18 protein-coding genes, 1 tRNA gene and 3 pseudogenes are annotated in these 24,545 nt (G+C 70.9%); 18 read left to right on the forward strand and 4 right to left on the reverse strand.

Annotation, left to right across the window (positions count from 1 at the left end; genetic code table 11):
• Positions 1-9 precede the first annotated feature (9 nt).
• From ACOBQB_RS35655 to ACOBQB_RS35670, 4 genes and pseudogenes are all read left to right on the forward strand, one after another.
• Positions 10-363, forward strand: a pseudogene (locus ACOBQB_RS35655) (condensation domain-containing protein); the annotation flags it as partial.
• A 2-nt stretch (positions 364-365) separates the two neighbouring features.
• A pseudogene (locus ACOBQB_RS35660) lies at positions 366-1,622 on the forward strand (condensation domain-containing protein); the annotation flags it as partial.
• An 89-nt stretch (positions 1,623-1,711) separates the two neighbouring features.
• The gene (locus ACOBQB_RS35665) at positions 1,712-3,247 is read left to right on the forward strand and encodes a non-ribosomal peptide synthetase (RefSeq protein WP_423597843.1); all 1,536 of its coding nucleotides are present in this window, start codon (positions 1,712-1,714) and stop codon (positions 3,245-3,247) included.
• A complete protein-coding gene (locus tag ACOBQB_RS35670; protein WP_423597845.1) occupies positions 3,244-5,472 on the forward strand; it encodes a beta-ketoacyl synthase N-terminal-like domain-containing protein in 2,229 nt (742 codons plus the stop codon). The genes ACOBQB_RS35665 and ACOBQB_RS35670 overlap by 4 nt, the downstream gene beginning before the upstream one ends.
• Before the next feature lie 20 nt (positions 5,473-5,492).
• On the opposite strand, the gene ACOBQB_RS35675 is transcribed toward ACOBQB_RS35670, so the two are convergent.
• On the reverse strand, positions 5,493-6,254 hold the full coding sequence (locus ACOBQB_RS35675; protein WP_423597847.1) for a thioesterase II family protein: 762 nt from the start codon (positions 6,252-6,254) through the stop codon (positions 5,493-5,495).
• Positions 6,255-6,429: 175 nt separating this feature from the next.
• Here ACOBQB_RS35675 and ACOBQB_RS35680 point away from each other — a divergent pair, with 175 nt between their 5' ends.
• A complete protein-coding gene (locus tag ACOBQB_RS35680; RefSeq protein WP_423597849.1) occupies positions 6,430-6,870 on the forward strand; it encodes an SRPBCC family protein in 441 nt (146 codons plus the stop codon).
• A 299-nt stretch (positions 6,871-7,169) separates the two neighbouring features.
• Here ACOBQB_RS35680 and ACOBQB_RS35685 read toward each other — a convergent pair whose 3' ends face one another.
• Entirely contained in the window at positions 7,170-7,646 is a 477-nt protein-coding gene (locus tag ACOBQB_RS35685) for a hypothetical protein (protein WP_423597851.1), read from the reverse strand.
• Positions 7,646-8,068, reverse strand: a complete 423-nt coding sequence (locus ACOBQB_RS35690; protein WP_423597853.1) for a hypothetical protein — start codon at positions 8,066-8,068, stop codon at positions 7,646-7,648. Before ACOBQB_RS35690 ends, ACOBQB_RS35685 begins: the two co-directional genes overlap by 1 nt.
• Positions 8,069-8,278: 210 nt before the next feature.
• Here ACOBQB_RS35690 and ACOBQB_RS35695 point away from each other — a divergent pair, with 210 nt between their 5' ends.
• The 3 genes from ACOBQB_RS35695 to ACOBQB_RS35705 all read left to right on the forward strand — a co-directional run bounded on the left by ACOBQB_RS35695 (position 8,279) and on the right by ACOBQB_RS35705 (position 11,737).
• Positions 8,279-10,093 carry a GmrSD restriction endonuclease domain-containing protein gene (locus ACOBQB_RS35695; protein ID WP_423597855.1) on the forward strand — a complete coding sequence of 605 codons (1,815 nt, stop codon included), beginning with the start codon at positions 8,279-8,281 and terminating at the stop codon, positions 10,091-10,093.
• Positions 10,077-11,108, forward strand: coding sequence for an HPP family protein (locus ACOBQB_RS35700; protein ID WP_423597857.1), 1,032 nt, complete (start codon positions 10,077-10,079; stop codon positions 11,106-11,108). Before ACOBQB_RS35695 ends, ACOBQB_RS35700 begins: the two co-directional genes overlap by 17 nt.
• 242 nt (positions 11,109-11,350) lie before the next feature.
• Positions 11,351-11,737 carry a DUF6083 domain-containing protein gene (locus ACOBQB_RS35705; protein ID WP_423597859.1) on the forward strand — a complete coding sequence of 129 codons (387 nt, stop codon included), beginning with the start codon at positions 11,351-11,353 and terminating at the stop codon, positions 11,735-11,737.
• Positions 11,738-11,877: 140 nt separating this feature from the next.
• Here the strand turns inward: ACOBQB_RS35705 and ACOBQB_RS35710 are convergent.
• Positions 11,878-11,949 (reverse strand) — tRNA-Arg (locus ACOBQB_RS35710).
• Positions 11,950-12,174: 225 nt separating this feature from the next.
• Between ACOBQB_RS35710 and ACOBQB_RS35715 the strand changes: the two genes are divergently transcribed.
• From ACOBQB_RS35715 to prfA, 10 genes and pseudogenes are all read left to right on the forward strand, one after another.
• On the forward strand, positions 12,175-12,654 hold the full coding sequence (locus ACOBQB_RS35715) for a response regulator (RefSeq protein ID WP_423597861.1): 480 nt from the start codon (positions 12,175-12,177) through the stop codon (positions 12,652-12,654).
• 136 nt (positions 12,655-12,790) lie between these two features.
• Complete coding sequence (gene nrtL, locus ACOBQB_RS35720) at positions 12,791-13,843, forward strand: ArgS-related anticodon-binding protein NrtL (RefSeq protein WP_423597863.1); 1,053 nt, start codon at positions 12,791-12,793, stop codon at positions 13,841-13,843.
• Between the two features lie 112 nt (positions 13,844-13,955).
• Positions 13,956-15,346, forward strand: a pseudogene (lysA, locus tag ACOBQB_RS35725) (diaminopimelate decarboxylase).
• A 103-nt stretch (positions 15,347-15,449) separates the two neighbouring features.
• Positions 15,450-16,742 carry a homoserine dehydrogenase gene (locus ACOBQB_RS35730; protein WP_423597865.1) on the forward strand — a complete coding sequence of 431 codons (1,293 nt, stop codon included), beginning with the start codon at positions 15,450-15,452 and terminating at the stop codon, positions 16,740-16,742.
• A 6-nt stretch (positions 16,743-16,748) separates the two neighbouring features.
• Entirely contained in the window at positions 16,749-17,807 is a 1,059-nt protein-coding gene (gene thrC, locus ACOBQB_RS35735; RefSeq protein ID WP_423597867.1) for a threonine synthase, read from the forward strand.
• A 251-nt stretch (positions 17,808-18,058) separates the two neighbouring features.
• Positions 18,059-18,976 carry a homoserine kinase gene (thrB, locus tag ACOBQB_RS35740; protein WP_423597869.1) on the forward strand — a complete coding sequence of 306 codons (918 nt, stop codon included), beginning with the start codon at positions 18,059-18,061 and terminating at the stop codon, positions 18,974-18,976.
• Between the two features lie 388 nt (positions 18,977-19,364).
• A complete protein-coding gene (gene rho, locus ACOBQB_RS35745; protein WP_423597871.1) occupies positions 19,365-21,488 on the forward strand; it encodes a transcription termination factor Rho in 2,124 nt (707 codons plus the stop codon).
• Between the two features lie 323 nt (positions 21,489-21,811).
• Positions 21,812-22,939, forward strand: a complete 1,128-nt coding sequence (locus tag ACOBQB_RS35750) for an LCP family protein (protein WP_423597873.1) — start codon at positions 21,812-21,814, stop codon at positions 22,937-22,939.
• 148 nt (positions 22,940-23,087) lie between these two features.
• Complete coding sequence (gene rpmE, locus ACOBQB_RS35755; RefSeq protein WP_010984345.1) at positions 23,088-23,309, forward strand: 50S ribosomal protein L31; 222 nt, start codon at positions 23,088-23,090, stop codon at positions 23,307-23,309.
• A gap of 127 nt (positions 23,310-23,436) precedes the next feature.
• Complete coding sequence (gene prfA / locus ACOBQB_RS35760; protein ID WP_423597876.1) at positions 23,437-24,513, forward strand: peptide chain release factor 1; 1,077 nt, start codon at positions 23,437-23,439, stop codon at positions 24,511-24,513.
• Positions 24,514-24,545: the final 32 nt, after the last annotated feature.

Here is a 24,545-nt window from a genome sequence, read left to right on the forward strand (position 1 = left end):
CTGGACCGGATGAACCCCGGCACCGCCCAGTACAACGTCCCCGCCGCCTTCGCCGTCCACGGCGCCTTCGACCTCGGCGCCCTGGCCCGCGCTCTGAACGTCGTCGTGGCCCGCCACGAAGCCCTGCGCACCGTCTTCCGCACCGCCGCCGATGGCACGCAAGCCCAGATCGTCTCCGCCAGCGGCCTCGCGCACCTCACGGTAGAGAAGGACGTACCGGCGTCCGAGACGGACGACCGGATGCGTACGGACGCGGCCCGCCCCTTCGACCCGGCGGCCGGGCCCCTGCTGCGCTGCACGGTGTACGCCATCGACGACGGCAGTCACCGCGTCCTGCTCGTCGCCCACCACCTGATCTGCGACGGCTGGTCCCTCGGCGTCATCCTGCGGGACCTGTCGGCCGCGTACGAGATGGAGGCCGGGGAACGGCGACCCACCGCCTCCCGGAACTTCACCTCCAGTACCCGGACGTCGCCGCCTGGCAGCGCGACCGCCAGGCCGAAGGCGCCTACGCCGAGGCCGTCGCCCACTGGGCCGAACGGTTGCGCGGCGCCCCCGAGGTCGTCTCGCCGCCCCTGGACCGGCCGCGCCCGGCGGTGCGTTCGGCGGCGGGCGGCAGCGAGCGGTTCCTGCTCGACGCCGGGCTCCGCACACGCGTGGCCGAGGCGGCACGGACCCGGGGTGCCACACCGTTCATGGCGCTGTTCGCCGCGTACGCCGCGTTCCTCGGGCGCCTCTCCGGCCGCGACGACCTGGTCATCGGCTTCCCCGTCTCCGGGCGCGACCGCCCCGAGCTCCAGGAGATGGTCGGCATGCTGACCAACACCCTGGCGCTGCGGATCGACCTGTCCGGCGACCCCTCGTACGGCGAACTGATCGGCCGGATCCGCGCGGAGCTGCTGGCCGGACAGCCGTACCAGGACGCGCCGTTCGAGACCGTCGTGGACACCCTCGCCCCGGTCCGCGACACGAGCCACGACCCGGTGGTGCAACTGGTCTTCGCCTACGACGACGACACGGAACTCTCCCTCGCGCTGGCGGGCGCCCGAGTCGAGCGCGTCGACATCGCCCTGGCCACCGCCAAGTTCGACTTCCACCTGCATGTCGAGCGCTGGGGCGAGAGCGCGGAAGGCGGCAGCGCGGACGAGAGCACCGCCCTCGCCGCCCAGTTCATCTACCGCAGCGACCTCTTCGAGCGCGCCACCGTCCGCGCCTGGGTGCGCACCTTCCAGACGCTCCTGGACGCCGCCCTGGCCCACCCCGACGCCCCGCTCTCCACCCTCGACGCGGTCCCGCCCGACGAGCGCCACCGCACCGTCACGGCCGCCGACCGCACCGCCGAGGCCGCGCCCACCGACCGGCTGGTGCCCGACCTGGTCGCCGACGTCGCCGCCGCCCGGCCCGACGCCACGGCTCTGGTCTGCGGCGACGTACGGCTCACGTACCGCGAACTCCTCGCCGGAGCGGACGCGTTGGCGGACCGGCTGCGCGCGGCAGGCGTGCGCCCCGGCTTCCGGGTCGGCCTGCTGCTGCCCCGCTCGCCCGAGATGGGCATCGCGGCGCTGGCCGTACTGCGCGCGGGCGGCGCGTACGTCCCCCTGGACCAGGCCCACCCGCACGCCCGCCTCGCGCACATGGTCGAGACGTCCGGTACGGGGCTGCTGGTGACGGCGGCGGAGACGGCGGCCCAGGGGGAGAAACTCGGCATCCGATGCCTGCGCGCCGACACCCCGGGGGCACCCGTCCCACCCTGCCCCCGGAGCCGACCCGCACCCCCGCCCCCGACGACCTCGCCTACGTCCTGTTCACCTCCGGCTCCACCGGCGTCCCGAAGGGCGTCGCCGTGGAGCACCGCGCGCTGGCCAACCTCACCGGAGCCGTGCGCCACGCGTTCCCCGTCACCGCCGAGGACCGCGTCCTCCAGTTCGTCTCCTTCGGCTTCGACGTCGCCGTGTCCGACCTGTTCTTCCCCTGGGTCGCGGGCGCCGAACTGCACATCGCCCGCGACGACGAACGCTTCGGCGACGCGCTCCACGCCCGGCTGCGGGACTCCCGCATCACGTACGTGTTCCTGCCGCCGTCCGCCGCGATGCTGCTGCCGGACACCTCGGGCGGCCCCGCCGGTGACCGGCGGCTGCCCCACCTCCGTACGCTCGCCGTCGGCGGCGAGGCCTGCCCCGCCGAACTGGTCGAGCGGCTCAGCGCGCCCGGCCGCCGGATCGTCAACGCGTACGGGCCGAGCGAGGCCACCGTCTACGCCACGACCGCCGACCTCGAACCCGGCGAGCCCGTGGTGATCGGCGCCCCCGTGCCGGGCGCCCGCGTGTACGTCCTGGACGCCCGCCTGCGCACGGTGCCCACCGGCGTCACCGGCGAGGTCTACATCGCGGGCGCCTCCCTGGCCCGCGGCTACATCCACCGCCCCGGCCTGACCGCCGAACGCTTCGTCGCCGACCCGTACGGCCCCCCGGGCGCCCGCATGTACCGCACGGGCGACCTCGCCCGCGTCGACGCGCGGGGCCGCCTCCACTACCTCGGCCGCTCCGACTCCCAGGTCAAACTGCGGGGCATCCGCATCGAACTCGGCGAGATCGAGGCCCTGCTCGCGGGCTCCCCGGACGTCGCGGTCGCGGCGGCGGCCGTACATGGCGACGGCGCCGAACAGCGCCTCGTCGCCTACGTCGTGCACCGGGCCGGCGCCGCCCCCTCCGACGCCGGCCTCCGCGCCCACCTCGCCGAACGCCTCCCCGGCTACATGCTCCCCGAGCTCTACGTCCACCTCGACGAGCTGCCCCTCAACCGCTCCGGCAAGATCGACCGGTCCCGCCTGCCCGCACCGAACGCGGAGGGGCGCGCGTCAGGTCGTACGTACGTCGCCCCGCGCACCGCCACCGAACAGCGGGTGGCGGGCGTATGGGCCCGCGCGCTGACCCTGGACCGGGTCGGTGTCCACGACAACTTCTTCGAGCTGGGCGGCAATTCGGTGCGGCTGCTGAGCGTTCTGGACGCCCTGCGCGAGCCGGCCGCCGACGATCAGGCGGGGTTTCCGGACCTCACCCTGGTCGACCTGTTCCGCCACCCGACCGTCACGTCGATCGCGGCCCACCTCGACCAGGCCTGCGCGGAAGCCCCCGCCCCCACCCCCGCCACAGCGGCCGAGCGCCGGGGCGGCGAGCGCCGCGCACGCCAGAACGCCGCCGCACAGCGGCTCCGCTCCAGTCGCTCCAGAAAGGGCACGTCACGATGACCGAGCCGGCACGCAAGCCCGACGACCCCGCCCTGCACCCGGGTTTCGACCGCGACCGCGACCGCGACCTCGACCCGGACCCGGGCTTCGACGCCGACTCCGCGATCGCGGTCGTCGGGATGAGCGGGCGATTCCCCGGCGCCCCCGACCTGGCCACGTACTGGGCGAACCTCCGCGACGGCGTCTGCTCCATCACCGACTTCACGGAGGCGCAGCTGCTGGCCGACGGCGCCGGCCCCGAGGAACTGCGCCGCCCCGAACACGTGCCCGCCAAGGGGTACCTCGCCGGCGCCGACCGCTTCGACGCCGCCCTCTTCGGCTTCAACCGCACCGAGGCGGCCGCCCTCGACCCCCAGCACCGCCTCCTCCTGGAGACCGCCTGGGCCGCCCTGGAGGACGCGGGCCAGGACCCGCTCGCCGTCACCGCCCGTACCGGCGTGTACGTCGGCGGCAGCCCCACCGAACACATGCTGGCCGCCCACACCGACCGCGCCCTCGCCGCGTCCCTCGGCGCGATGCAGATCCGCGTCCTCACCGACCGGGAGTTCCTCGCCCCCTGGATCTCCTACCGCCTCGGCCTCCAAGGCCCGAGCCTGACCGTGCAGACGGCCTGCTCGACCTCGCTGACCGCCGTGCACCTCGCCGCCCAGGCGCTGCTGCTCGGCGAGTGCGACACCGCGCTCGCGGGCGGCGTCAGCGTCGACACCGTACGCAGACAGGGGTACGTCCACCACGAGGGCGGCATCTTCTCGCCGGACGGCCGCTGCCGCCCCTTCGACGAGCGGGCGGGCGGCACCGTGCCGGGCAGCGGCGTGGGCATCGTCGTCCTGCGCCGCCTGTCCGACGCGCTCGCCGACGGCGACCCGGTCCGCGCGGTCCTGCGCGGCAGCGCCCTGACCAACGACGGCGCCATGAAGGTCGGCTTCACCGCCCCCGGCGTCGAACAGCAGACGGCGGCGATCGTCGAGGCCTGGTCGGCGGCGGGCCTCACCCCCTCGGCGGCCCAGTACGTGGAGACGCACGGCACGGCCACCGAGCTGGGCGACCGCATCGAACTCGCGGCCGCCACAGCGGCGTTCACGACGAACGGCGCGCCGGGCGGTGCCCCCATCGGCATCGGCTCCGTGAAGTCGAACATCGGCCACCTGGACGCGGCCGCCGGCGTGGCCTCGTTCATCAAGGCGGTCCTCATGCTGGAACACGCCACGCTGGCCCCCACCGTCAACCTCACCGGTCCCCACCCCGAACTCGCCCTGGACGCCTCCCCGTTCCGCGTCGTGGACCGCACCGCTCCCTGGCCGCGCCCCGCCGAAGGCCCGCGCCGCGCGGGAGTCAGCTCCCTCGGCATCGGCGGTACGAACGTCCATGTCGTCCTGGAGCAGGCCCCGCACCGCCCCACACCCCCCGCCCCGCCGGGACGCCGCCCCGCGGCGACGGAGATCCTCCCCCTCTCGGCCCGCACGGAGGAGGCGCTCACCGCCCTGGCGGCCCGCCTCGCGACAGCCCTGCGCGCCCCCGACGCCCCTTCCCTCACCGACACCGCGCACACCTTGCGCACCGCCCGCACCCCCATGGACGTACGCGCGTACGTCCTGGCCACGGACCCGGCGGAGGCGGCCGACCGGCTGACGGCGCTCGCGGAGGGCCGCCCGGCGGCCGACCGGGGGGAGGGCCCCGACCCGGACGGGCTGCGCGGCCTGGGCGAGCTGTGGCTGAAGGGCGGCTCGGTCCCGTGGCCGGAACCGGCGCCCGGAGCGCGGAGGGTGAGCCTGCCGACATACCCGTTCGAGCCCCGGAGCTTCGGCGCGCTGACGCTGCCCCCGCCGCTGCCGGACGCGACGGCCCACCCCCGCACGCCCGAGGCCACCGGGACGGCGGCCCCTCCGCGGGACGACCTCACACAGTCCGTCTCCGCCTTGCTGGCCGAGGCGCTGGGCCTGGACGAAAGCACCCCACCGACCCCGGAGACGACGTACTTCGCGGCGGGCGGCGACTCGCTGACGGCCGTCCACCTGGTCGGCAGGCTCCGCGACGACTTCGGCATCGACGTGCCGATCACGCTGTTCCTGGAGGAACTACCGCTCCAGGAACTGGCGTCGAGCATCGTCGAATCGAAGAAGCCGAAGGGGCCAGCGGCAGGGGAGGACGCGGGGGGCTCCGAGAACTCGGTTACCTCCTTGGAGGCGCTCCTGGCGGAGTTCGAGTCGGAGGACCCGCGGAACTAGGCAGTGGAGCCGACCGCCCCCTACCGTGCCGTCGTCGTCTCCCGATCGGGCAGCGAGGAGGCGATGACGCCGGCGACGTACGGCAGATGGCCGTCGAGGAAGAAGTGCCCCCCAGCGAGGACATGGCAGGAGAAGCCGCCCCGCGTCTCGCTCTCCCAGGCCCGCGCCTCGTCGGGCGTGACGCGGGGATCGTCGTCGCCGGTCAGGACGACGACAGGACAGCTCAGCCGGGGCCCGTCGCGATAGACGTACTCCTCGACGATCTGGTAGTCGGCCCGCATCGGCGGCAGGAAAATGGAGAGCATCTCGGGGGAGGCAAGGAGTTCCTCAGCGGTCCCCGCCAACTTCCGCACCACCCCGATGAGTTCGGTGTCGTCCATGTCGCGCACCGCACGCTTGCCGACGGCCCGCCCGGGCAGCGAGGGCGCCGCCCTCCCGGAGAGGAACAGGGCCACGGGTGGCCGCCCCTCACGCTCCAGGCGCCGCGCGGTCTCGAACGCCAGGAGGGCGCCCATGCTGTGCCCGAACAGGGCGAGGGGCTCTGCCTCCTCCGAGGCCAGTTCGCCGAGCACGGCGTCGACGATCTCGTCCGCCCCCGCGGCGAACGGCTCACCGAACCGATCCTGACGCCCCGGATACTGCACGATCAGCGGCTCCACACTCCCCGAGACGGCGGCCGACAGCGCGTGATAGGCGCTGGCGGAGCCTCCCGCGTGCGGGAAGCAGAGCAGACGGACCCCGGCGCCGGGTGCGGGGTGGCGGCAACGTATCCAGTCACCCACGAGCGCACCCTCCTTTCCTGTACCGCAGCGAACCGCCGACCGGCCCCCTGCCGCGGGCCAGCATGCCGGACGAACGCGGCGGAGGACGAGGTTTTCCGGGTGGCCCCGCAGCACCGGGGTACCGGGAAGGGGAAGAGACAAGGCCCCCAACGACACCCTAGGGAGCGGAAACCCGATGGCGTCCTCACTGCTGGAAGCCGTAGACATCAAGGCACCGACCGCCGTGAGCTGGGCACTCTGGGAAGACGTGGAGCGCTGGCCGACTTTCCTGAGCCACGTGAAGCACGTGCAGAGCATCGACGCGAAGACGTTCGCCTGGCAGCTCTCCCTGCCCGGCGCGGACAAGAGCTTCGTGGCCGAACTCACGGAGGTCGTCCCACAGGAGCGCATCGCCTGGCGCACCACGGAGGGCGTCCACCACGCGGGAGTGGTCACCTTCCACCGCCTCAGCGACACGGAGAGCCGAGTAACCCTCCAGATCGAGTACGACCCACAGGGCTTCGTGGAACACCTGGGAGCCCTCACCAACCTGGACTCGGCCCTGGCCAACTACGACTTGGGCGAGTTCCAGCGCAGGGCGGAACGGGCGGCGGGGGCCCGCGGCGCTCAGGAGTAACCGGGACCCGGATCGGCCGCGGGGACGCGGGCGGTCAGGACGGCCACGTCGCGGCTCGCCGGGTGCTGTCCCGGCCCGACCAGAGCGCACGTTTCACCACCGCCGACGTTCCCCGGCTCGAAGTCGGCGCGGCTCGACGGCGACGCCGTCTCAATTCGGGCCTCAGCAGCGCTGGATCGCGTCTCGTTCAGCTCGCACATGGCTCGCGTCCCGTGGGTCCGGGCCCCAGAGCCGCACGCATCGCCGACGAAACCGAGGACCGGGGTCCGACGCGGGTGGGGGCCGGTGCCGTAGCAGGATCACACCGCGTACTGGCCGAGAACCGCCCCGCAGGGCCGGAGCGTCGGCTGAAGCTCCCGGCGCAGCAGATCGGCGTCCGATTCGGGGAGTCCGAGCGAAGCGCGACGCATGCGGACACTCCAGGTCTTCGGGTCCGGAAAGACCTGGAGCTGTGCGACGAGCTCGGCCAGGATCACGCCCTGGTGACGCGGGGCGAGCCCGTGCACCCGCAGAGTGCATCCGGCGGTGAAGTCCCGTCCGCCGAAGGAGACGGGGGCCGGGAGCGCTGCCACCTCGGAGGTGACGGTCGCCAGGCCCATGATCCGCCCCCGGTCGCGCCCGGGGTTCCGGTAACAGCCCCGGGTCGTGTAGAGCAGGACCTCATCCCCCTTTTGGGGGAGGCCCGTTGTGCGTCCGGCGGGGAAAGCCATCCGTTGGTTCTCCAGCACCCAGGCCAGGGGTTCCCGGTCACCGATGATGATCAGGTGGGTCGCCATCAGGCCCCGCCTCGCAACTGCTCGCGGAGGTCCTGGAGACGGACATCGGGATCCGTCTTGAGGACGTACTTGCCGTAGCCGTTGATGTCGACCCCGGTCTGCGCCTTGAGGGCCGGGGAGGGCTTGGAGAACGCGCGGCCGTCCTCGATCTGAAGCCAGCCGTCCGGGGTCACGGTGGCCTCATGGGTCAGCCCGCGACGCGGCTGAACGTGGATCAGTTTGTCCCCGGCCTTCAGCAGGCCGGCATTGATGAACGGCAGCAAGTCTCCGGGGCGACGCTCAGCGGTGGTGGCCGACGGGTGCCCGGAGCTTTCGAGAAGCAGCCGCCGCAGCACGTCATTTGGGGTGTCCACCAAGGGTTCGCTCTGGCTCTGCAGGAACGCGAACACCTCGTCGTCCACATCGATGGAACGCTTGGGCATGACCGACCTCCATCAGGCTGGGACGCCAGTGCGTCCAGCTTAGACACCAATACTTTGAAGTTTAGAAGTTTGGAAGTCTTGGTGCAAGGGTTGTGCCGGACTCCACTTATGGGGAGCCGGGCGCCAGTAGCATGTTCTTCCTGTGACGCAGGGGAGCGTCCTTGTCATTGGGGGTGTGGGGTGGCGCTCGACGGGCCCAGCCTGGGCAAAATGCTGGACGATGTCGCGGCCGGAAGGATCCAGCTGCCCGACTTCCAGCGGCAGTGGAAGTGGGACGACGACCGGATCCGCGCTCTGCTGGCGACGGTGACCCTCGACTATCCGCTGGGCGTCGCCATGACGCTGGACACCGGTGGTGAGGCTCAGTTCAAGGCCAGGCCGCTGCACGGCACCGAGGTGGGCCCGCGGGTGGTTCCGGAACAGCTGCTGCTCGACGGTCAACAGCGCCTGACGTCCTTGTTCCAGGCGCTCCGGTCGGATCGGCCGGTGGAGACGACGGGTGCGCGCAACAAGCCGCTCAAGCGCTGGTACTACATCGACATCGCCAAGGCGGTGGACGACACCGCGGACCGGGACGAGGCGATTGTGTCCGTCCCCGAGGACCGAGTCGTGCGTGGCGCGTACGGTCGCACGGCCTGGGACCTCACCTCGCGGGAGCACGAATGCGCGAGCGGACTGTTCCCCTTGAACCTGATCTTCGAGCCGGACCGGACAGGCAAGTGGCAACGGGCCTACGTCAGCGGTGGCGACGACCGCTGGGACCTGTGGTCGGCGTTCCAGGCCCGGGTCATCGACACCGTCAAGGGGTTCAAGGTGCCGTTGATCCGGCTGCCGAAGGAAACCCGTAAGGAAGCGGTGTGCTCGGTGTTCGAGCGGGTGAACACCGGCGGCGTCGTCCTCAACGTCTTCGAGCTGCTTACGGCAACCTACGCCGGCGACACCCAGTACGCGCAGCGCAACGGAGGTGAGGACTTCAGCCTCACCAAGGACTGGCAGGCCATCAAGGGCAACCTGTGCGCGGACCACCAGGTGTTCGGGGCATTGGACAAGGAGGGCGGTCAGGAGACAGGACTTACGAGCCTGGACTTCCTCCAGACCATCGCGCTGGTGCGTACGTACCGCCGCAAGCAGGCGTTTCTGGCGGAGCACCCCGGGGCGACCAACGCGCCGGCGGTGAGTTGCAAGCGCCGCGATCTGCTGCACCTGCCGCTCGCCGACTACACGCGGATCGCACCGAAGGCGGCTGAAGCGCTGTCCTGGGTCGGCCGCTTTCTCGCGACGCAGCACGTCTTCCGCGAACGTGACTTGCCGTACGGGTCCCAGGTGGTGCCCCTCGCGGCGATCGGCGTACTTCTCGGGGACGCGGTGGAAGACCGGGCCGTCCATGAGAAGCTCGCGCGCTGGTACTGGTGCGGCGTGCTCGGCGAACTCTACGGAGGAGTCACGGACACTCGGTTCGTACGCGACGTCGAGCAGGTGGTCGGCTGGGTCAGGGACGGAGGGCCGGAGCCCGACACCATCACGGAAGCGACCTTCCAGGAACAACGCCTGCACCGGCTCACCACGCGCAACAGCGCGGCGTACAAGGGAATCCACGCCCTTCTCCTCAAGGAGGGGGCGATCGACTGGTTCTTCCACGGAGAGCCGATCAGTGAGCAGACCCTGATCGGACAGTACGTGGACATCCGCCAGGTCTTCCCCAAGGCCTGGTTCGAGCACAACGGCGTCGACAGCGCCTGGATGAACAGCATCGTCAACAAGACGCCGCTGTCCTACCAGGCACTGCAGACCATGGGCGCCAGTGCGCCGTCCGCCTACCTGCCCGCCTTCGAACGGCACACCGGCAGTCCGGGCGACTGGTTCGACGACATCGTCGGCACCCATCTCATCGACGCCAAGACACTGCGCGCGGATGACTTCGAGGCCTTCTACCGAGACAGGACGGCCAGGATTCTGGAGCTCGCGGAACGGGAAATGGGCAAGGCCGCTGTGCGTGAGGAGGCGAGCGATGCCCACGCCGGATGACGCCACCGTCAAGGGGCTGGAAGGGACGACCCTGTCGGTCCGACGCCTCCTGTCCTTGTGGGGTTTCAAAGTCCGTGATCACGCGTCCGTCCCGCAGATCAGGCTCGACCTGACGAACGCGGGCCTGAACACGGTGCCCGACTTCGCGACCGGATCGCTGGACGGTGAGGTCGCGGTCGGCCCGATCACCCACGAGCACGACAAGGGCGTCGGCGCGGATGATGAGGGAAGCGGTACCGAGCAGGACCCGGCCGACGACTGCGAGGAGGCCGTCGGCATGTTCCCGCAGGCGGCGATGCGGGTGCACGACCTGCCGTGCGCCCACCGGGTCACATCGACCACACCTGAGGAGCCCCTGTCCGTCGCGATGACCAAAATGGCGGAGCACGGGTACTCGCAGCTTCCGGTGATCGATGCCTCAGGGGTCCTGCACGGTGTCGTCACGTGGGCATCGATCGCCCATATGCACGCGACCGGGCGCAAGCCGTGCCTGACCAGCTCCATCAGCAGCGAGTACGAGATCGTCAACGCCTCGGCCCACCTGCTCCCGGCTCTGCCGGTCATCCGGGCACACGAATTCGTCCTCGTCCGGGCTGCCGACGGGCGGGTGACCGGCATCGTCACCTCCGCTGACCTCGCCGATGAGTTCGGCACGGTCGCCAGGCCCTTCTTCACGCTGGGAGAGATCGAGCGGCGACTGCGACGCTGCCTCGGCCGTGCTTACGGAGAAGACGACATCCAGAAGGTGCACAAGAACAAGCGGTCCGTCGACGAGATGATGTTCAGTGAGTACATCCGCCTCCTCAACAACGAGGAACGCTGGGGCAAGCTCGGCTGGCCCCTCGTCGACCGGGCCTATTTCGTCGGGATGCTCAGCCGGGTGAAAGACGTACGCAACACGGTCATGCACTTCAACGCGCCGTCGCTCAGGCCCGAACAACTCGACCTGCTGGACAGCTTCGTCTCCATGCTGCGCCTGTACGACCCGGACTACGGAGCGAACACCGCGGCCTGAGGGCATGCGGAACCGGCGCCATCCTGAACGAGCACGGGCGGTGTGAGCCGTGGCGGCGAGCGTGACCCGGTACGCCCCTGGCACTGCCGTTGTCGCCTTATATCGGCCCGCGTGGCGTCGGCCGTTGGGTGCCGGCTGCACCTGCCGCGTCGTGTTTCGTTTCGCCGGCGGACTGCTGCCCCACGCGTTCCGTCCGGTTCGCGTGCTACGCCCTGGCCGACGGGTTGGCGATGCTCGGAGGTATGGGCCTTTCGGAGGAGAAGCCGCTTTTGCGGCTGGGTGGTGGGCAGTCCCGTTGTCTGTTCTGCGGGCTGCCGCAGGATCGGGTGCCGACACTCGCGCAAGACTGGGTGCTGCTGGAGCCGCACATGAAACCGCTGGCCCATACAGTGCCGGCGAAGCATCGGTGGATTGAGCTGTCCGATGGGCGGGTGACGATTTACGAGGTGTGTCCGCCGGACCCATTCCAGCGGTGTCGCATCGAGCATGGTCTCGCCTGTCCGGCACAGCCCCTGCCGGACCTGTGGCCGTGGTTGACGACCCTGCGAGGGGAGAACGCGCGGCAAGCGGAACGACAGAACGACCCGGAGCCCCCTCCGACTCCCGAGGAGCTGCCGGACGCGGGCTGATGGAGGTTTCCGACGACGCCGCGGCGGGCCGGGGGCGACAGCCCCAAATATTCTCCGAGCGGCACACGCTGCACATACGCGAAGACCCCGCACTCAGCGTTTCCGCTGGTTACGGGGCCTTTAAGGCACCTCATACAAGGTGCCCCCGGCAGGATTCGAACCTGCGCACACGGCTCCGGAGGCCGTTGCTCTATCCCCTGAGCTACGGGGGCGTATCGTCGCGGTTGCGCGGCGACGGGTAGAACCCTACCAGCTCTGCGGGGCTGTCCATGAACAGGTATTTCCGGGGTTCCGAAGCCGCCGCGGTGGGCGCGCTCCGCCCCCGTGAGCCCTCCGTCCGCGCCCCGCTCGCCTCGCACGGGGCGGAAGTGGGGAAAACCGGGACGCGGCGGTGGGCGTGGACCTACTCTCGAGTTGTGTCAGGCGCGCCCGGCCGTGTGCTTGTTGTGGACGACAACAAGGTCATCCGGCAATTGATCAGGGTCAACCTCGAGCTGGAGGGCTTCGAGGTCGTGACCGCGGCTGATGGTGCCGAGTGTCTGGACGTCGTGCACCAGGTCCAGCCCGACGTGGTCACCCTCGACGTCGTGATGCCCCGGCTCGACGGTCTGCGGACCGCCGCCCGGCTGCGCGCCGACGCGCGGACCCGGCATCTGCCCATCGTCATCGTCAGCGCGTGTACGCAGTACGAGGTCGAGAGCGGCCTCGAAGTCGGCGTCGACGCCTTTCTCGCCAAGCCCTTCGAGCCCGGCGAACTGGTCGGGACGGTGCGCCGGTTGATGGAGCGCGTCGGGCGGCGCGGGGCGTCGGGTGGCGACGGTTGTCGGGACCGAGACGGGGATGGGGACGGAGGCGGGGACGGCGACGGTACCGGCCTCGTCGGCGAAGCCGAGCGCGCCGCGCAGCCCGGCGCCTGACACCCACCTCAAGGCCGCCCCAGGGCCAGAGGGCCACAGGTTCGGAGCCAAGGCACGCCCCCACCCCCGTCCACATCCCAAGACCACCCCGAAACCAAGTCGCCGACCCACCCCCCTCCTCCCCTACGCTTGACCCGTGACCCCCGTCGAGCTCTCCCGCACCGTGCTGCGTGCCCTGCGTCATGTCGTTGACGCGGGTGAGTTCAGCGTGGCCCTGCCGGAGCGCGTGGGAGTGGAGCGGCCCCGGCCCGGAGGCCGCGGGGACTACGCCACCAACGTCGCCCTCCAGGTCGCCCGCGCCGCCGGCCGCACCCCCCGGCAGGTCGCCGAAGCCGTGGCCCCGCGGCTCGCCGCCGAAGCCGGGATCGCCGGGGTCGACATCACCGGGCCCGGGTTCCTCAACATCACCCTCGCGCAGTCGCCCGCCGAAGCCCTGGTGCGTGACGTACTCGCCCGCGGCCGCTGCTACGGACACGTCCGCCCCGACACCGGGCAGCTCGCCCAGCTCCACACCCCCCACGAAGTCCGCGCCCTCGTCGTCGCCGACGCCGCCCGCCGCATCCTCCGCTCCCAGGGCGCCCTCGTCCGGCTCACCTGCGACGCCGCCCCCGATCCGCGGTGGGTGGACATCCTCGGGGTGCGCGTCGACGCGTACGGCATCCCGCCGCAGCCGCTTCCGAGCCTCCGGCCCGTGCCCGCCCCGACCGACCCCCTCCCCCTCGGCCGTGACGCCGCCCGCTGGGCCCTGCTCCACCCCGCCGCCCACGACCGGCCCCGCACCGCCCCCGCCCACGGCGGCGACCCGCACCTCACCCAGCGCGAGAGCAACCCCCTCTTCCGCGTGCGGTACGCCCACGCCCGCTGCCGCGCCCTGACCCGCAACGCCGCCGCGCTCGGCTTCGACGCCCACCCCGGTGACGTACAGCACGCGCGTGACCTGCTCGGCGCCCTCGGCGACCACCCCGCCGTCCTTGCCGCCGCCGCCCGCCACCGCGCCCCGGACCGCCTCGCCCGGCATCTCGTCGTCACCGCCGACGCGCTGCTCGCGTACCAGCACGCCGTCCTGCCCCGCGGTGACGAGAAACCCTCGGCCGCCCACCGCGCCCGGCTCGCGCTCGCCGAAGCCGCCGGGACGGTGCTCGCCGGTGGCCTGTCCCTGCTCGGCATCAGCGCACCCGAATACCTGTGACATCCGTGACGCCTGTGATGCACGTGACCCCCGCGATGCCGCCCGCGACCCCCGCGCCGCCCGCGGGACACGAGCGACCGGTGTCACCCGTGAGAGACGAGACCCACGAGCCATGAGCCGTTCCGCACACCCCGCAGGACCCCGCCACGCCGACGTGCTGCCCGAGGGCCACTACACCGCGCCGCCGGCCGACCTCAACGCCTTGGACGCCAAGGTCTGGTCCCGCACCGTCACCCGTACCCCCGAAGGCGTCGTCAGCGTGGGCGGCATCGAAGTGACGCGGCTCGCCGAAGAGTTCGGGACCCCTGCCTACTTCCTCGACGAGGCCGACTTCCGCGCCCGCTGCCGCGCCTGGCGCGACGCCTTCGGCAGTGACGCCGACGTCTTCTACGCCGGCAAGGCCTTCCTCTCGCGGGCCGTCGTGCGGTGGCTGCACGAGGAAGGGCTCAACCTCGACGTGTGCAGCGGCGGTGAGCTCGCCACCGCCCTCGGCGCCGGCATGCCCGCCGAGCGCATCGCCTTCCACGGCAACAACAAGAGCGAGGAGGAGATCGAGCGGGCCGTCGCAGCCGGCGTCGGGCGCATCGTGCTCGACTCCTTCCAGGAGATCGTGCGCGTCTCGCACGTCGCCGAGCGGCTCGGGCGGCGCCAGCCCGTGCAGATCCGCGTGACCGTGGGCGTCGAGGCGCACACCCACGAGTTCATCGCCACCGCGCACGAGGACCAGAAGTTCGGGATCGCGTTGGCAGGGGGCAGGCCGCCGAGGCCGTGCGGCGTGCTCTTCAGCTCGACGGGATCGAGCTGATCGGGATCCACTCGCACATCGGGTCGCAGATCTTCGACATGGCCGGCTTCGAGGTCTCCGCCCGCCGCGTCGTGCAGTTGCTCGCCGAGGTGCGCGACGAGCACGGCATCGAGCTTCCCGAGATCGACCTCGGCGGCGGCCTCGGCATCGCGTACACCTCCGACGACGACCCGCGCGAGCCGCACGAGATCGCGAGGGCGCTGAACGAGATCGTGACGCGTGAGTGCGCGGCGGCAGGACTGCGCACACCCCGCATCTCCGTCGAGCCCGGCCGCGCCATCGTCGGCCCGACCGCCTTCACGCTCTACGAGGTCGGCACCATCAAGCCGCTCGAAGGACTGCGTACGTACGTCTCCGTCGACGGCGGCATGTCCGACAACATCCGTACCGCGCTCTACGACGCCGAGTACACCGTCGCCCTGGTCTCCCGCTCCTCCGACGCGGAGCCCATGCTGGTGCGTGTGGTCGGCAAGCACTGCGAGAGTGGTGACATCGTGGTGCGCGACGCTTTCCTTCCGGCCGATCTGGCGCCCGGTGACCTGATCGCCGTGCCCGCGACCGGTGCGTACTGCCGCTCGATGGCGAGCAACTACAACCACGCTCTTCGCCCGCCCGTCGTCGCCGTCCATGGCGGTGAGGCGCGGGTGATCGTCCGGCGTGAGACGGAGGAAGATCTCCTGCGTCTCGATGTCGGGTAATGAAAAATATGGAATAGATGTCTCACCATCCGGACAATGGACGGAAAGTCCGTTCCGGTGGGTGAGACTGGTCCCACCGTAGATGTATGAGAAGTGAGGTCGGATGATGCGTACGCGTCCGCTGAAGGTGGCGCTGCTGGGCTGTGGGGTTGTCGGCTCAGAGGTGGCGCGCATCATGACGACGCACGCCGACGACCTCACAGCCAGGATCGGCGCCCCGGTGGAGCTCGCCGGGGTCGCCGTCCGCCGCCCCTCGAAGGTGCGCGAGGGAATCGAGCCCGAGCTGATCACCACCGACGCGACCGCGCTGGTCAAGCGCGGTGACATTGACGTCATCGTCGAGGTGATCGGCGGCATCGAGCCCGCTCGGACCCTCATCACCACCGCCTTCGAGCACGGCGCCTCGGTCGTCTCCGCGAACAAGGCGCTCATCGCGCAGGACGGCGCCGCGCTCCACGAGGCCGCCGTCGAGCACGGGCGTGATCTGTACTACGAGGCCGCCGTCGCCGGTGCCATCCCGCTGATCCGGCCGCTGCGCGAGTCCCTCGCCGGAGACAAGGTCAACCGCGTTCTCGGCATCGTGAACGGGACGACGAACTTCATCCTCGACGCCATGGACACCACCGGTGCCGGGTATCAGGAAGCGCTCGACGAGGCCACCGCGCTCGGGTACGCCGAGGCCGACCCCACCGCCGACGTCGAGGGCTTCGACGCCGCCGCCAAGGCCGCGATCCTCGCCGGCATCGCCTTCCACACGCGCGTACGCCTCGACGACGTGTACCGCGAGGGCATGACCGAGGTGACCGCCGCCGACTTCGCGTCCGCGAAACGCATGGGCTGCACCATCAAGCTGCTCGCCATCTGTGAGCGGGCCGCCGACGGTGAGTCGGTGACCGCGCGCGTCCACCCCGCGATGATCCCGCTCAGCCACCCGCTGGCGTCGGTCCGCGAGGCGTACAACGCCGTCTTCGTCGAGGCGGAGGCCGCGGGCCAGCTCATGTTCTACGGGCCCGGCGCCGGCGGTTCGCCCACCGCGTCCGCCGTCCTCGGCGACCTCGTGGCCGTCTGCCGCAACAAGCTCGCCGAGACCACCGGACCCGGCGACTCCGCGTACACCCAGCTGCCCGTGGGCTCCATGGGCGAGGTCGTCACGCGGTACCACATCAGCCTCGACGTGGCCGACAAGCCGGGCGTCCTCGCCCAGGTCGCGACGGTCTTCGCCGAGCACGGCGTATCGATCGATACGGTCCGTCAGACGGGCAAGGACGGCGAGGCCTCCCTCGTCGTCGTCACCCATCGCGCGCCCGACGCCGCCCTCACCGGCACTGTCGACGCGCTGCGCAGACTCGACACCGTGCGTGGTGTCGCCAGCATCATGCGGGTTGAAGGGGAGTAAGCAGCAATGAGCCACCAGTGGCGCGGAATCATCGAGGAGTACCGGGACCGACTTCCGGTCTCCGACACCACGCCGGTCGTGACGCTTGGCGAGGGCGGCACGCCGCTCGTCCCCGCGCAGGTGCTCTCGGAGCGCACGGGCTGCGAGGTCCACCTCAAGGTCGAGGGTGCGAACCCCACCGGGTCCTTCAAGGACCGCGGCATGACCATGGCGATCACCAAGGCCAAGGAGGAGGGCGCGAAGGCCGTCATCTGCGCCTCCACCGGCAACACGTCGGCGTCCGCCGCCGCCTACGCCGTCCGCGCGGGCATGGTCTGCGCCGTCCTCGTGCCGCAGGGCAAGATCGCGCTCGGCAAGATGGGCCAGGCGCTCGTCTACGGCTCGAAGATCCTCCAGGTCGACGGCAACTTCGACGACTGCCTCGACCTCGCGCGCGGCCTGTCCGAGAACTACCCGGTGGCGCTGGTCAATTCGGTCAACCCGTTCCGCATCGAGGGCCAGAAGACCGCCTCGTTCGAGATCGTCGACGCCCTCGGCGACGCCCCCGACATCCACGTCCTTCCCGTTGGCAACGCCGGCAACATCACGGCCTACTGGAAGGGCTACAAGGAGTACGCCGCCGACGCCGTGGCGACCCGTACCCCCCGGATGTGGGGCTTCCAGGCCTCCGGTTCGGCGCCGATCGTGCGCGGCGAGGTCGTCAAGGACCCCTCGACGATCGCCACCGCGATTCGCATCGGCAACCCCGCCTCGTGGCAGTACGCGCTCGCGGCGCGCGACGAGTCCGGCGGCGTCATCGACGAGGTGACGGACCGTGAGATCCTGCGCGCCTACAAGCTGTTGGCATCCCAGGAGGGTGTCTTCGTGGAGCCCGCGTCGGCCGCCTCGGTCGCCGGTCTGCTGAAGGCCGCCGAGCAGGGCCTGGTCGACCCGGGCCAGAAGATCGTCTGTACGGTCACGGGCAACGGCCTGAAGGACCCCGACTGGGCCGTCGCGGGCGCCCCGCAGCCGGTCACCGTCCCGGTCGACGCGGCCACCGCCGCCGAGCGCCTCGGCCTGGCGTGACCCGCCGGCCGCGGGCGTAAGCCTCCGGCCGTCTGCGAGGGGTGGCACAGGGGGCTTACGACACGCATCGTGCGCCTCCTGTGCGCCCTATGTCGCCACAGAACCTTCCTTCGATAGGCTGTACTGAACCCGCCCCGCCGCATATGCCGCGGTGCCGCCGTAGTTCGCGGCCTTCGGGTGTTCCGTACATGTGGCACGTACCGAAAATACGCAGCCTCGACAACACGCAGCTCAAGGAGAGTCATCGAGCGATGGCCGGTCCAGCGTTCCGCGCCGCCGCCGTCCGGGTGCGCGTCCCCGCCACCAGCGCCAACCTCGGTCCGGGCTTCGACGCCCTGGGCCTGTCGCTGGGGCTGTACGACGACGTGGTCGTCCGGGTGGCCGACTCCGGCCTGAACATCGACATCGCGGGGGAGGGCAGCGAGACTCTTCCGCGCGACGAGTCGCATCTGCTCGTACGATCCCTGCGCACCGCCTTCGACCTGCTCGGCGGACAGCCGCGCGGTCTTGAGATCGTCTGCGCCAACCGCATCCCGCACGGCCGCGGCCTCGGCTCGTCGTCCGCCGCCATCTGCGCGGGCATCGTCGCCGCACGCGCCGTGACGATAGGCGGCGAGGCCAGGCTCGACGACGCGGCGCTCCTCGAACTCGCCACCGAGATCGAGGGCCACCCCGACAACGTCGCCGCCTGTCTCCTCGGCGGCTTCACGCTCTCCTGGATGGACGGGGGAGCGGCGCGGGCGATCAGGATGGAACCCGCCGGTTCCATCGTTCCGGTGGTTTTCGTGCCCGGGAAGCCCGTCCTCACCGAGACCGCGCGCGGCCTGCTGCCGCGCACCGTCCCGCACGTCGACGCGGCCACCAACGCGGGCCGGGCGGCCCTGCTCGTCGAGGCCCTGACCAGGCGCCCCGAGCTGCTGCTCCCCGCCACCGAGGACCGGCTGCACCAGGAGTACCGCGCCCCGGCGATGCCGGAGAGCGCCGCCCTGGTGGAGCGGCTGCGGGCCGACGGCGTGCCCGCGGTGATCTCCGGCGCGGGACCCACGGTCCTCGCGCTGGCCGAAGACAGTGCGGCCGACAAGGTCGCACGCCTGGCGGGCGAGGGCTGGGCGGCCAACCGCCTGGCGCTCGACGCCGCAGGAGCGAGCGTGCTGCCGCTCGCGCCCTGAAAGCAATGCAGCAGGGATTTCGGGGCGACCCGATTTCGAGAGGGGGAATGTTTGTTGGATCCGGTAGTGTTAATCTCAAGTCTGCACCCGACCTCACCATGGCGAGGTGCTTTGTGTCCCCGTCCGGGACAATCATTCTTCCGGGAGCCTCCCAAACTGCTTCGTGCCCCGCACTGAGCGGTCCTGAGCACGCTCCGGAACCGGCGTGACCGAGCCGGGTGACACCGCACTTCAGTGGCACCGCACCGGGAATCGCCATCACCAATGAATTCTTCCGCCTCGTTGGCGGACCACCGCCCCGGCACGGTCCATACGCATAGGACCGCCGGACAGCACAACCGGTCGCCGAGCCAGACAGGCCGACGTCCGCTCCAGGGAAGGACCCTTCGTGAGCGACACCACCGATCTGATGGGCGTGACTGCCGACACGCCCGCCACGGACGCCTCCGCGGCGCCTGCCACCGGTGCTTCGGCCGGGTCCCGGCGGCGCCGCGGCACCGGCCTTGAGGGCATGGTGCTGGCGGAACTGCAGCAGGTCGCCTCGGGCCTTGGGATCAAGGGAACCGGGCGCATGCGCAAGAGCCAGCTGATCGAGGTCATCAAGGAGGCGCAGGCAGGGGGCGGAGCCCCGGCCAAGAGCGCCGCGCCTTCCGCGGACACCGCCGAGACCAAGCCCAAGCGCCGGGCCACCTCGAAGGCCCGTACAGGCGAGGACCAGGGCGCCGAGGGCGCCGGCAAGGCGAGCAAGGCCGACAAGGCCGACAAGGCCGAGGGCGGCAAGGCCGAGCAGGCCGTCGCCCAGCAGCAGATCGAGATCCCCGGTCAGCCGGCCGGGAGCCCCGCCCGCACGAGCGAAGCCGAGCGCGGCGGCGACGACCAGCCCGTCGGCGAGCGCCGTCGGCGCCGGGCCACCGCCGACGCGGGCAGCCCGGAGACCGTCACCGCCGAGGCGAAGACCGACACCAGGACCGAGGTCAAGGCCGACACGGCCGAGGCCAAGGCCGACCGCGGTGACGGCGCTGACAACAGCGCCGAGGGCCGTCGCGAGCGCCGGGACCGCCAGGGCCGCGGCCGTGACCGCGACCGCGACCGCCGTGGCAACAAGGGCGAGGACCAGCCGGGCGGTGGCCGTCAGGACCGCCAGGACCGCCCCGACCGCCAGGACCGCCCCGACCGCCAGGACCGCCAGCAGCAGGGCGGCGGCCGTCAGGACCGGCAGGACCGTCAGCGTGACAACGGTCCGCAGGATGACGGCTACGACGATGACGCGGGTGGCCGCCGCGGCCGCCGGGGCCGTTACCGCGACCGCCGTGGCCGTCGTGGCCGCGACGAGCAGGGCTTCGGCAATGAGCCGCAGGTCTCCGAGGACGACGTCCTGATCCCCGTCGCGGGCATCCTGGACATCCTCGACAACTACGCGTTCATCCGCACGTCGGGCTACCTCCCCGGCCCCAACGACGTCTACGTCTCGCTGGCCCAGGTCCGCAAGAACGGCCTGCGCAAGGGCGACCACGTCACCGGCGCGGTCCGCCAGCCCAAGGACGGCGAGCGCCGCGAGAAGTTCAACGCGCTCGTACGTCTGGACTCCGTCAACGGCATGGCGCCCGAATCCGGGCGCGGACGCCCTGAGTTCAGCAAGCTGACGCCCCTTTACCCGCAGGACCGGCTCCGCCTGGAGACCGACCCGGGCGTGCTCACCACCCGCATCATCGACCTCGTCGCCCCCATCGGTAAGGGCCAGCGCGGTCTGATCGTGGCCCCGCCGAAGACCGGCAAGACCATGATCATGCAGGCGATCGCCAACGCGATCACGGTGAACAACCCCGAATGCCACCTGATGGTCGTCCTGGTCGACGAGCGTCCGGAAGAGGTCACCGACATGCAGCGGTCGGTCAAGGGCGAGGTCATCTCCTCGACCTTCGACCGCCCGGCCGAGGACCACACCACGGTCGCCGAGCTCGCCATCGAGCGCGCGAAGCGTCTGGTGGAGCTGGGCCACGACGTCGTCGTCCTGCTCGACTCGATCACCCGTCTGGGCCGTGCGTACAACCTCGCCGCCCCGGCCTCCGGCCGCATCCTGTCCGGTGGTGTCGACTCGACGGCGCTGTACCCGCCCAAGCGCTTCTTCGGTGCCGCGCGCAACATCGAGGACGGCGGCTCGCTGACCATCCTCGCGACCGCGCTCGTCGACACCGGCTCCCGCATGGACGAGGTCATCTTCGAGGAGTTCAAGGGCACCGGCAACGCCGAGCTCAAGCTCGACCGCAAGCTCGCCGACAAGCGCATCTTCCCGGCGGTGGACGTGGACGCGTCCGGCACCCGTAAGGAAGAGATCCTGCTCGGCAGCGACGAGCTCGCCATCACCTGGAAGCTGCGCCGTGTGCTGCACGCGCTCGACCAGCAGCAGGCGATCGAGCTGCTCCTGGACAAGATGAAGCAGACGAAGTCGAACGCCGAGTTCCTGCTCCAGATCCAGAAGACGACCCCGACGCCGGGCAACGGCAACGACTAGTCGTCCCCGCACCAGATAAGGGCCGCCCCGTCACTCCGGTGACGGGGCGGCCCTTTTGTCACGCGCCTTTTGTCCCACGCGAGACCTTGGCCACACGCATAAGAGATTCTCACGGTCACGGGCAGTAGCCCGCCGCGCCGAAAAGCCGCAGGTGAGAGGCGGGAAACGGAAGCCTCCTGGGCGCGCTCCGTGACCGCCTGACACCGGGGCGCAGCCAGGGCGCTGTGCAACCCTTCAACCGGTTTCCCCGTCTGACAAGTGACGACAAACCGCACCTGACCCTGCCAACAGGGGGTAACCGACCGACGAGGACTGAGGAGCCCATGACTGACGAGAGCACCCCGGCGGGCCCGGCCGATACGAGGCCCAGACGTCCCCGCGGCGGAGGCGGCAAGCGCCGCAAGCCGCGCCGACGCAGCAAGGCGCTCGTCCTCACGGCATGGGCCGCGGCCTCGGTCGTCGTCCTCGGCGGCACCGGTCTCGGCGTCGTCTACTTCAAGCTCAACGGCAACCTCAAGGGCGTCGACATCAACGCCGCGCTCGGCACGGACCGCCCCGAGGACATCGACAACGGCTCCCAGGACATCCTCGTCCTCGGCTCCGACTCGCGCTCCGGCAAGAACAGCAAGTACGGCAAGGACGAGGGCGCGGCCCGCTCCGACACGGCGATGATCGTGCACGTCTACAAGGGCCACAAGAAGGCCAGCGTCGTCTCGATACCCCGCGACACCCTGATATCCCGCCCCGAGTGCGAGACGGACGACGGCAGGACGGACCCCGGCGGTCAGCGGCAGATGTTCAACACGGCGTACGAGGTCGGTGGCCCCGCCTGCGCCGTCAAGACCGTCGAGAAGATGTCCGGCATCCGGATGGACCACTACCTCGAAGTGGACTTCACAGGCTTCAAGAAGCTCATCGACACCCTCGGCGGCGTCGACATCACCACCAAGAAGGCCATCCACGACAAGGACAGCCACCTCGACCTGGACGCGGGCACGCACACGCTGACCGGCGAGCAGGCGCTCGGCCTGGTCCGCACCCGCCACGGCGTCGGCGACGGCAGCGACCTCGGCCGCATCCAGCTCCAGCAGGCCTTCATCAAGGCCCTGCTCGACCAGGTCAAGGAGGTCGGGGTCTTCGGCAACCCGAAGAAGCTCTTCGACCTGGCGGACGACGCGACCAGCGCCGTCACCACCGACTCCGACCTGAACGACGTCAAGAGCCTCATGAGCTTCGCGAACGGCCTCAAGGGCATCGGCGCGGGCGACATGAAGATGGTCACGATGCCCATCCAGTACGACCCCGCCGACCCCAACCGCGTCCTGCCCCTCGAAGAGGCCGACCAGCAGGTCTGGGACGCGCTCAGGGCCGACAAGCCCATACCGAAGTCCGCGACCGAGAAGTCCGCGGGCGACAAGGGCGACGTGGGCGACGTGGTGGCCGGTCACTGAGGCCCGCCGGAACAGAGCCGGAATAGATCGGCACCCACCCCCGTTTTGGGAGATACGGCCGGTCCTGGCAGACTGGTACGTCGGCCCCGGTTCACGTACGAGCAATCCGCGCGTACGACCCGGTGCCCTCCCGAAACTAGGAGACACCTTGAAGCGCGACATCCACCCCGAGTACGTCGAGACCCAGGTCAGCTGCACCTGTGGCGCGTCGTTCACCACCCGCAGCACGATCTCCAGCGGCACCGTCCGCGCCGAGGTCTGCTCCGAGTGCCACCCGTTCTACACGGGCAAGCAGAAGATCCTCGACACCGGTGGCCGCGTGGCCCGCTTCGAGGCCCGCTTCGGCAAGGCCGCGGCTGCCAAGAAGTAGCGAGCCACTGCGCCGGTCATCGGCCGCCCTCACCAGGGGGCGGCCGGGACCGGCGCTTTTGCCGTCCCGCAGCCAATTCGCGTAGAACCGCGCGGAGAACCTTCGCGCAGAAAACCAGGAGCCCCCGATGTTCGAGGCGGTCGAGGAACTGATCGGCGAGCACGCCGATCTGGAGAAGAAGCTCGCGGACCCCTCGGTCCACGCCGATCAGGCCAACGCGCGCAAGCTCAACAAGCGCTACGCCGAGCTGACCCCGATCGTCGCGACGTACCGCAGCTGGAAGCAGACCGGCGACGACATCGAGACCGCCCGCGAGCTGGGCGCCGACGACCCCGAGTTCGCTGCCGAGGTCAAGGACCTGGAGCGCCGCCGCGACGAGATCACCGAGAAGCTGCGGCTGCTGCTCGTGCCCCGGGACCCGTCCGACGACAAGGACGTCATCCTGGAGATCAAGGCCGGCGCGGGCGGCGACGAGTCCGCGCTGTTCGCCGGTGACCTGCTGCGCATGTACCTGCGGTACGCGGAGCGCGTCGGCTGGAAGACCGAGATCATCGACTCCACCGAGTCCGAGCTCGGCGGCTACAAGGACGTCCAGGTCGCCGTGAAGACCAAGGGCGGCCAGGGCGCCACCGAGCCCGGCCAGGGTGTCTGGGCCCGCCTGAAGTACGAGGGCGGCGTGCACCGCGTGCAGCGTGTGCCCTCCACCGAGTCGCAGGGCCGCATCCACACCTCCGCCGCCGGTGTCCTGGTGACGCCCGAGGCCGAGGAGATCGACGTCGAGATCCACGCGAACGACCTGCGGATCGACGTCTACCGCTCCTCCGGGCCCGGCGGCCAGTCCGTCAACACCACGGACTCCGCGGTGCGCATCACGCACCTGCCGACCGGCGTCGTCGCCTCCTGCCAGAACGAGAAGAGCCAGCTCCAGAACAAGGAGCAGGCCATGCGTATCCTGCGCTCCAGGCTGCTCGCCGCCGCCCAGGAGGAAGCGGAGAGCAAGGCCGCGGACGCCCGCCGCAGCCAGGTCCGCACCGTTGACCGCTCCGAGAAGATCCGGACGTACAACTACCCGGAAAACCGCATCTCGGACCACCGCGTCGGCTTCAAGGCGTACAACTTGGACCAGGTGCTCGACGGCGACCTCGACGCGGTCATCCAGGCCTGTGTCGACGCGGACTCCGCGGCCAAGCTCGCCGCGGCCTGACGTCCCCATCCCTCGTACGACGCCCCCGGAGG

Origin of the sequence: Streptomyces sp. G5(2025) (genome assembly GCF_049542075.1) — a bacterium.
Taxonomy (GTDB): Bacteria; Actinomycetota; Actinomycetes; order Streptomycetales; family Streptomycetaceae; genus Streptomyces.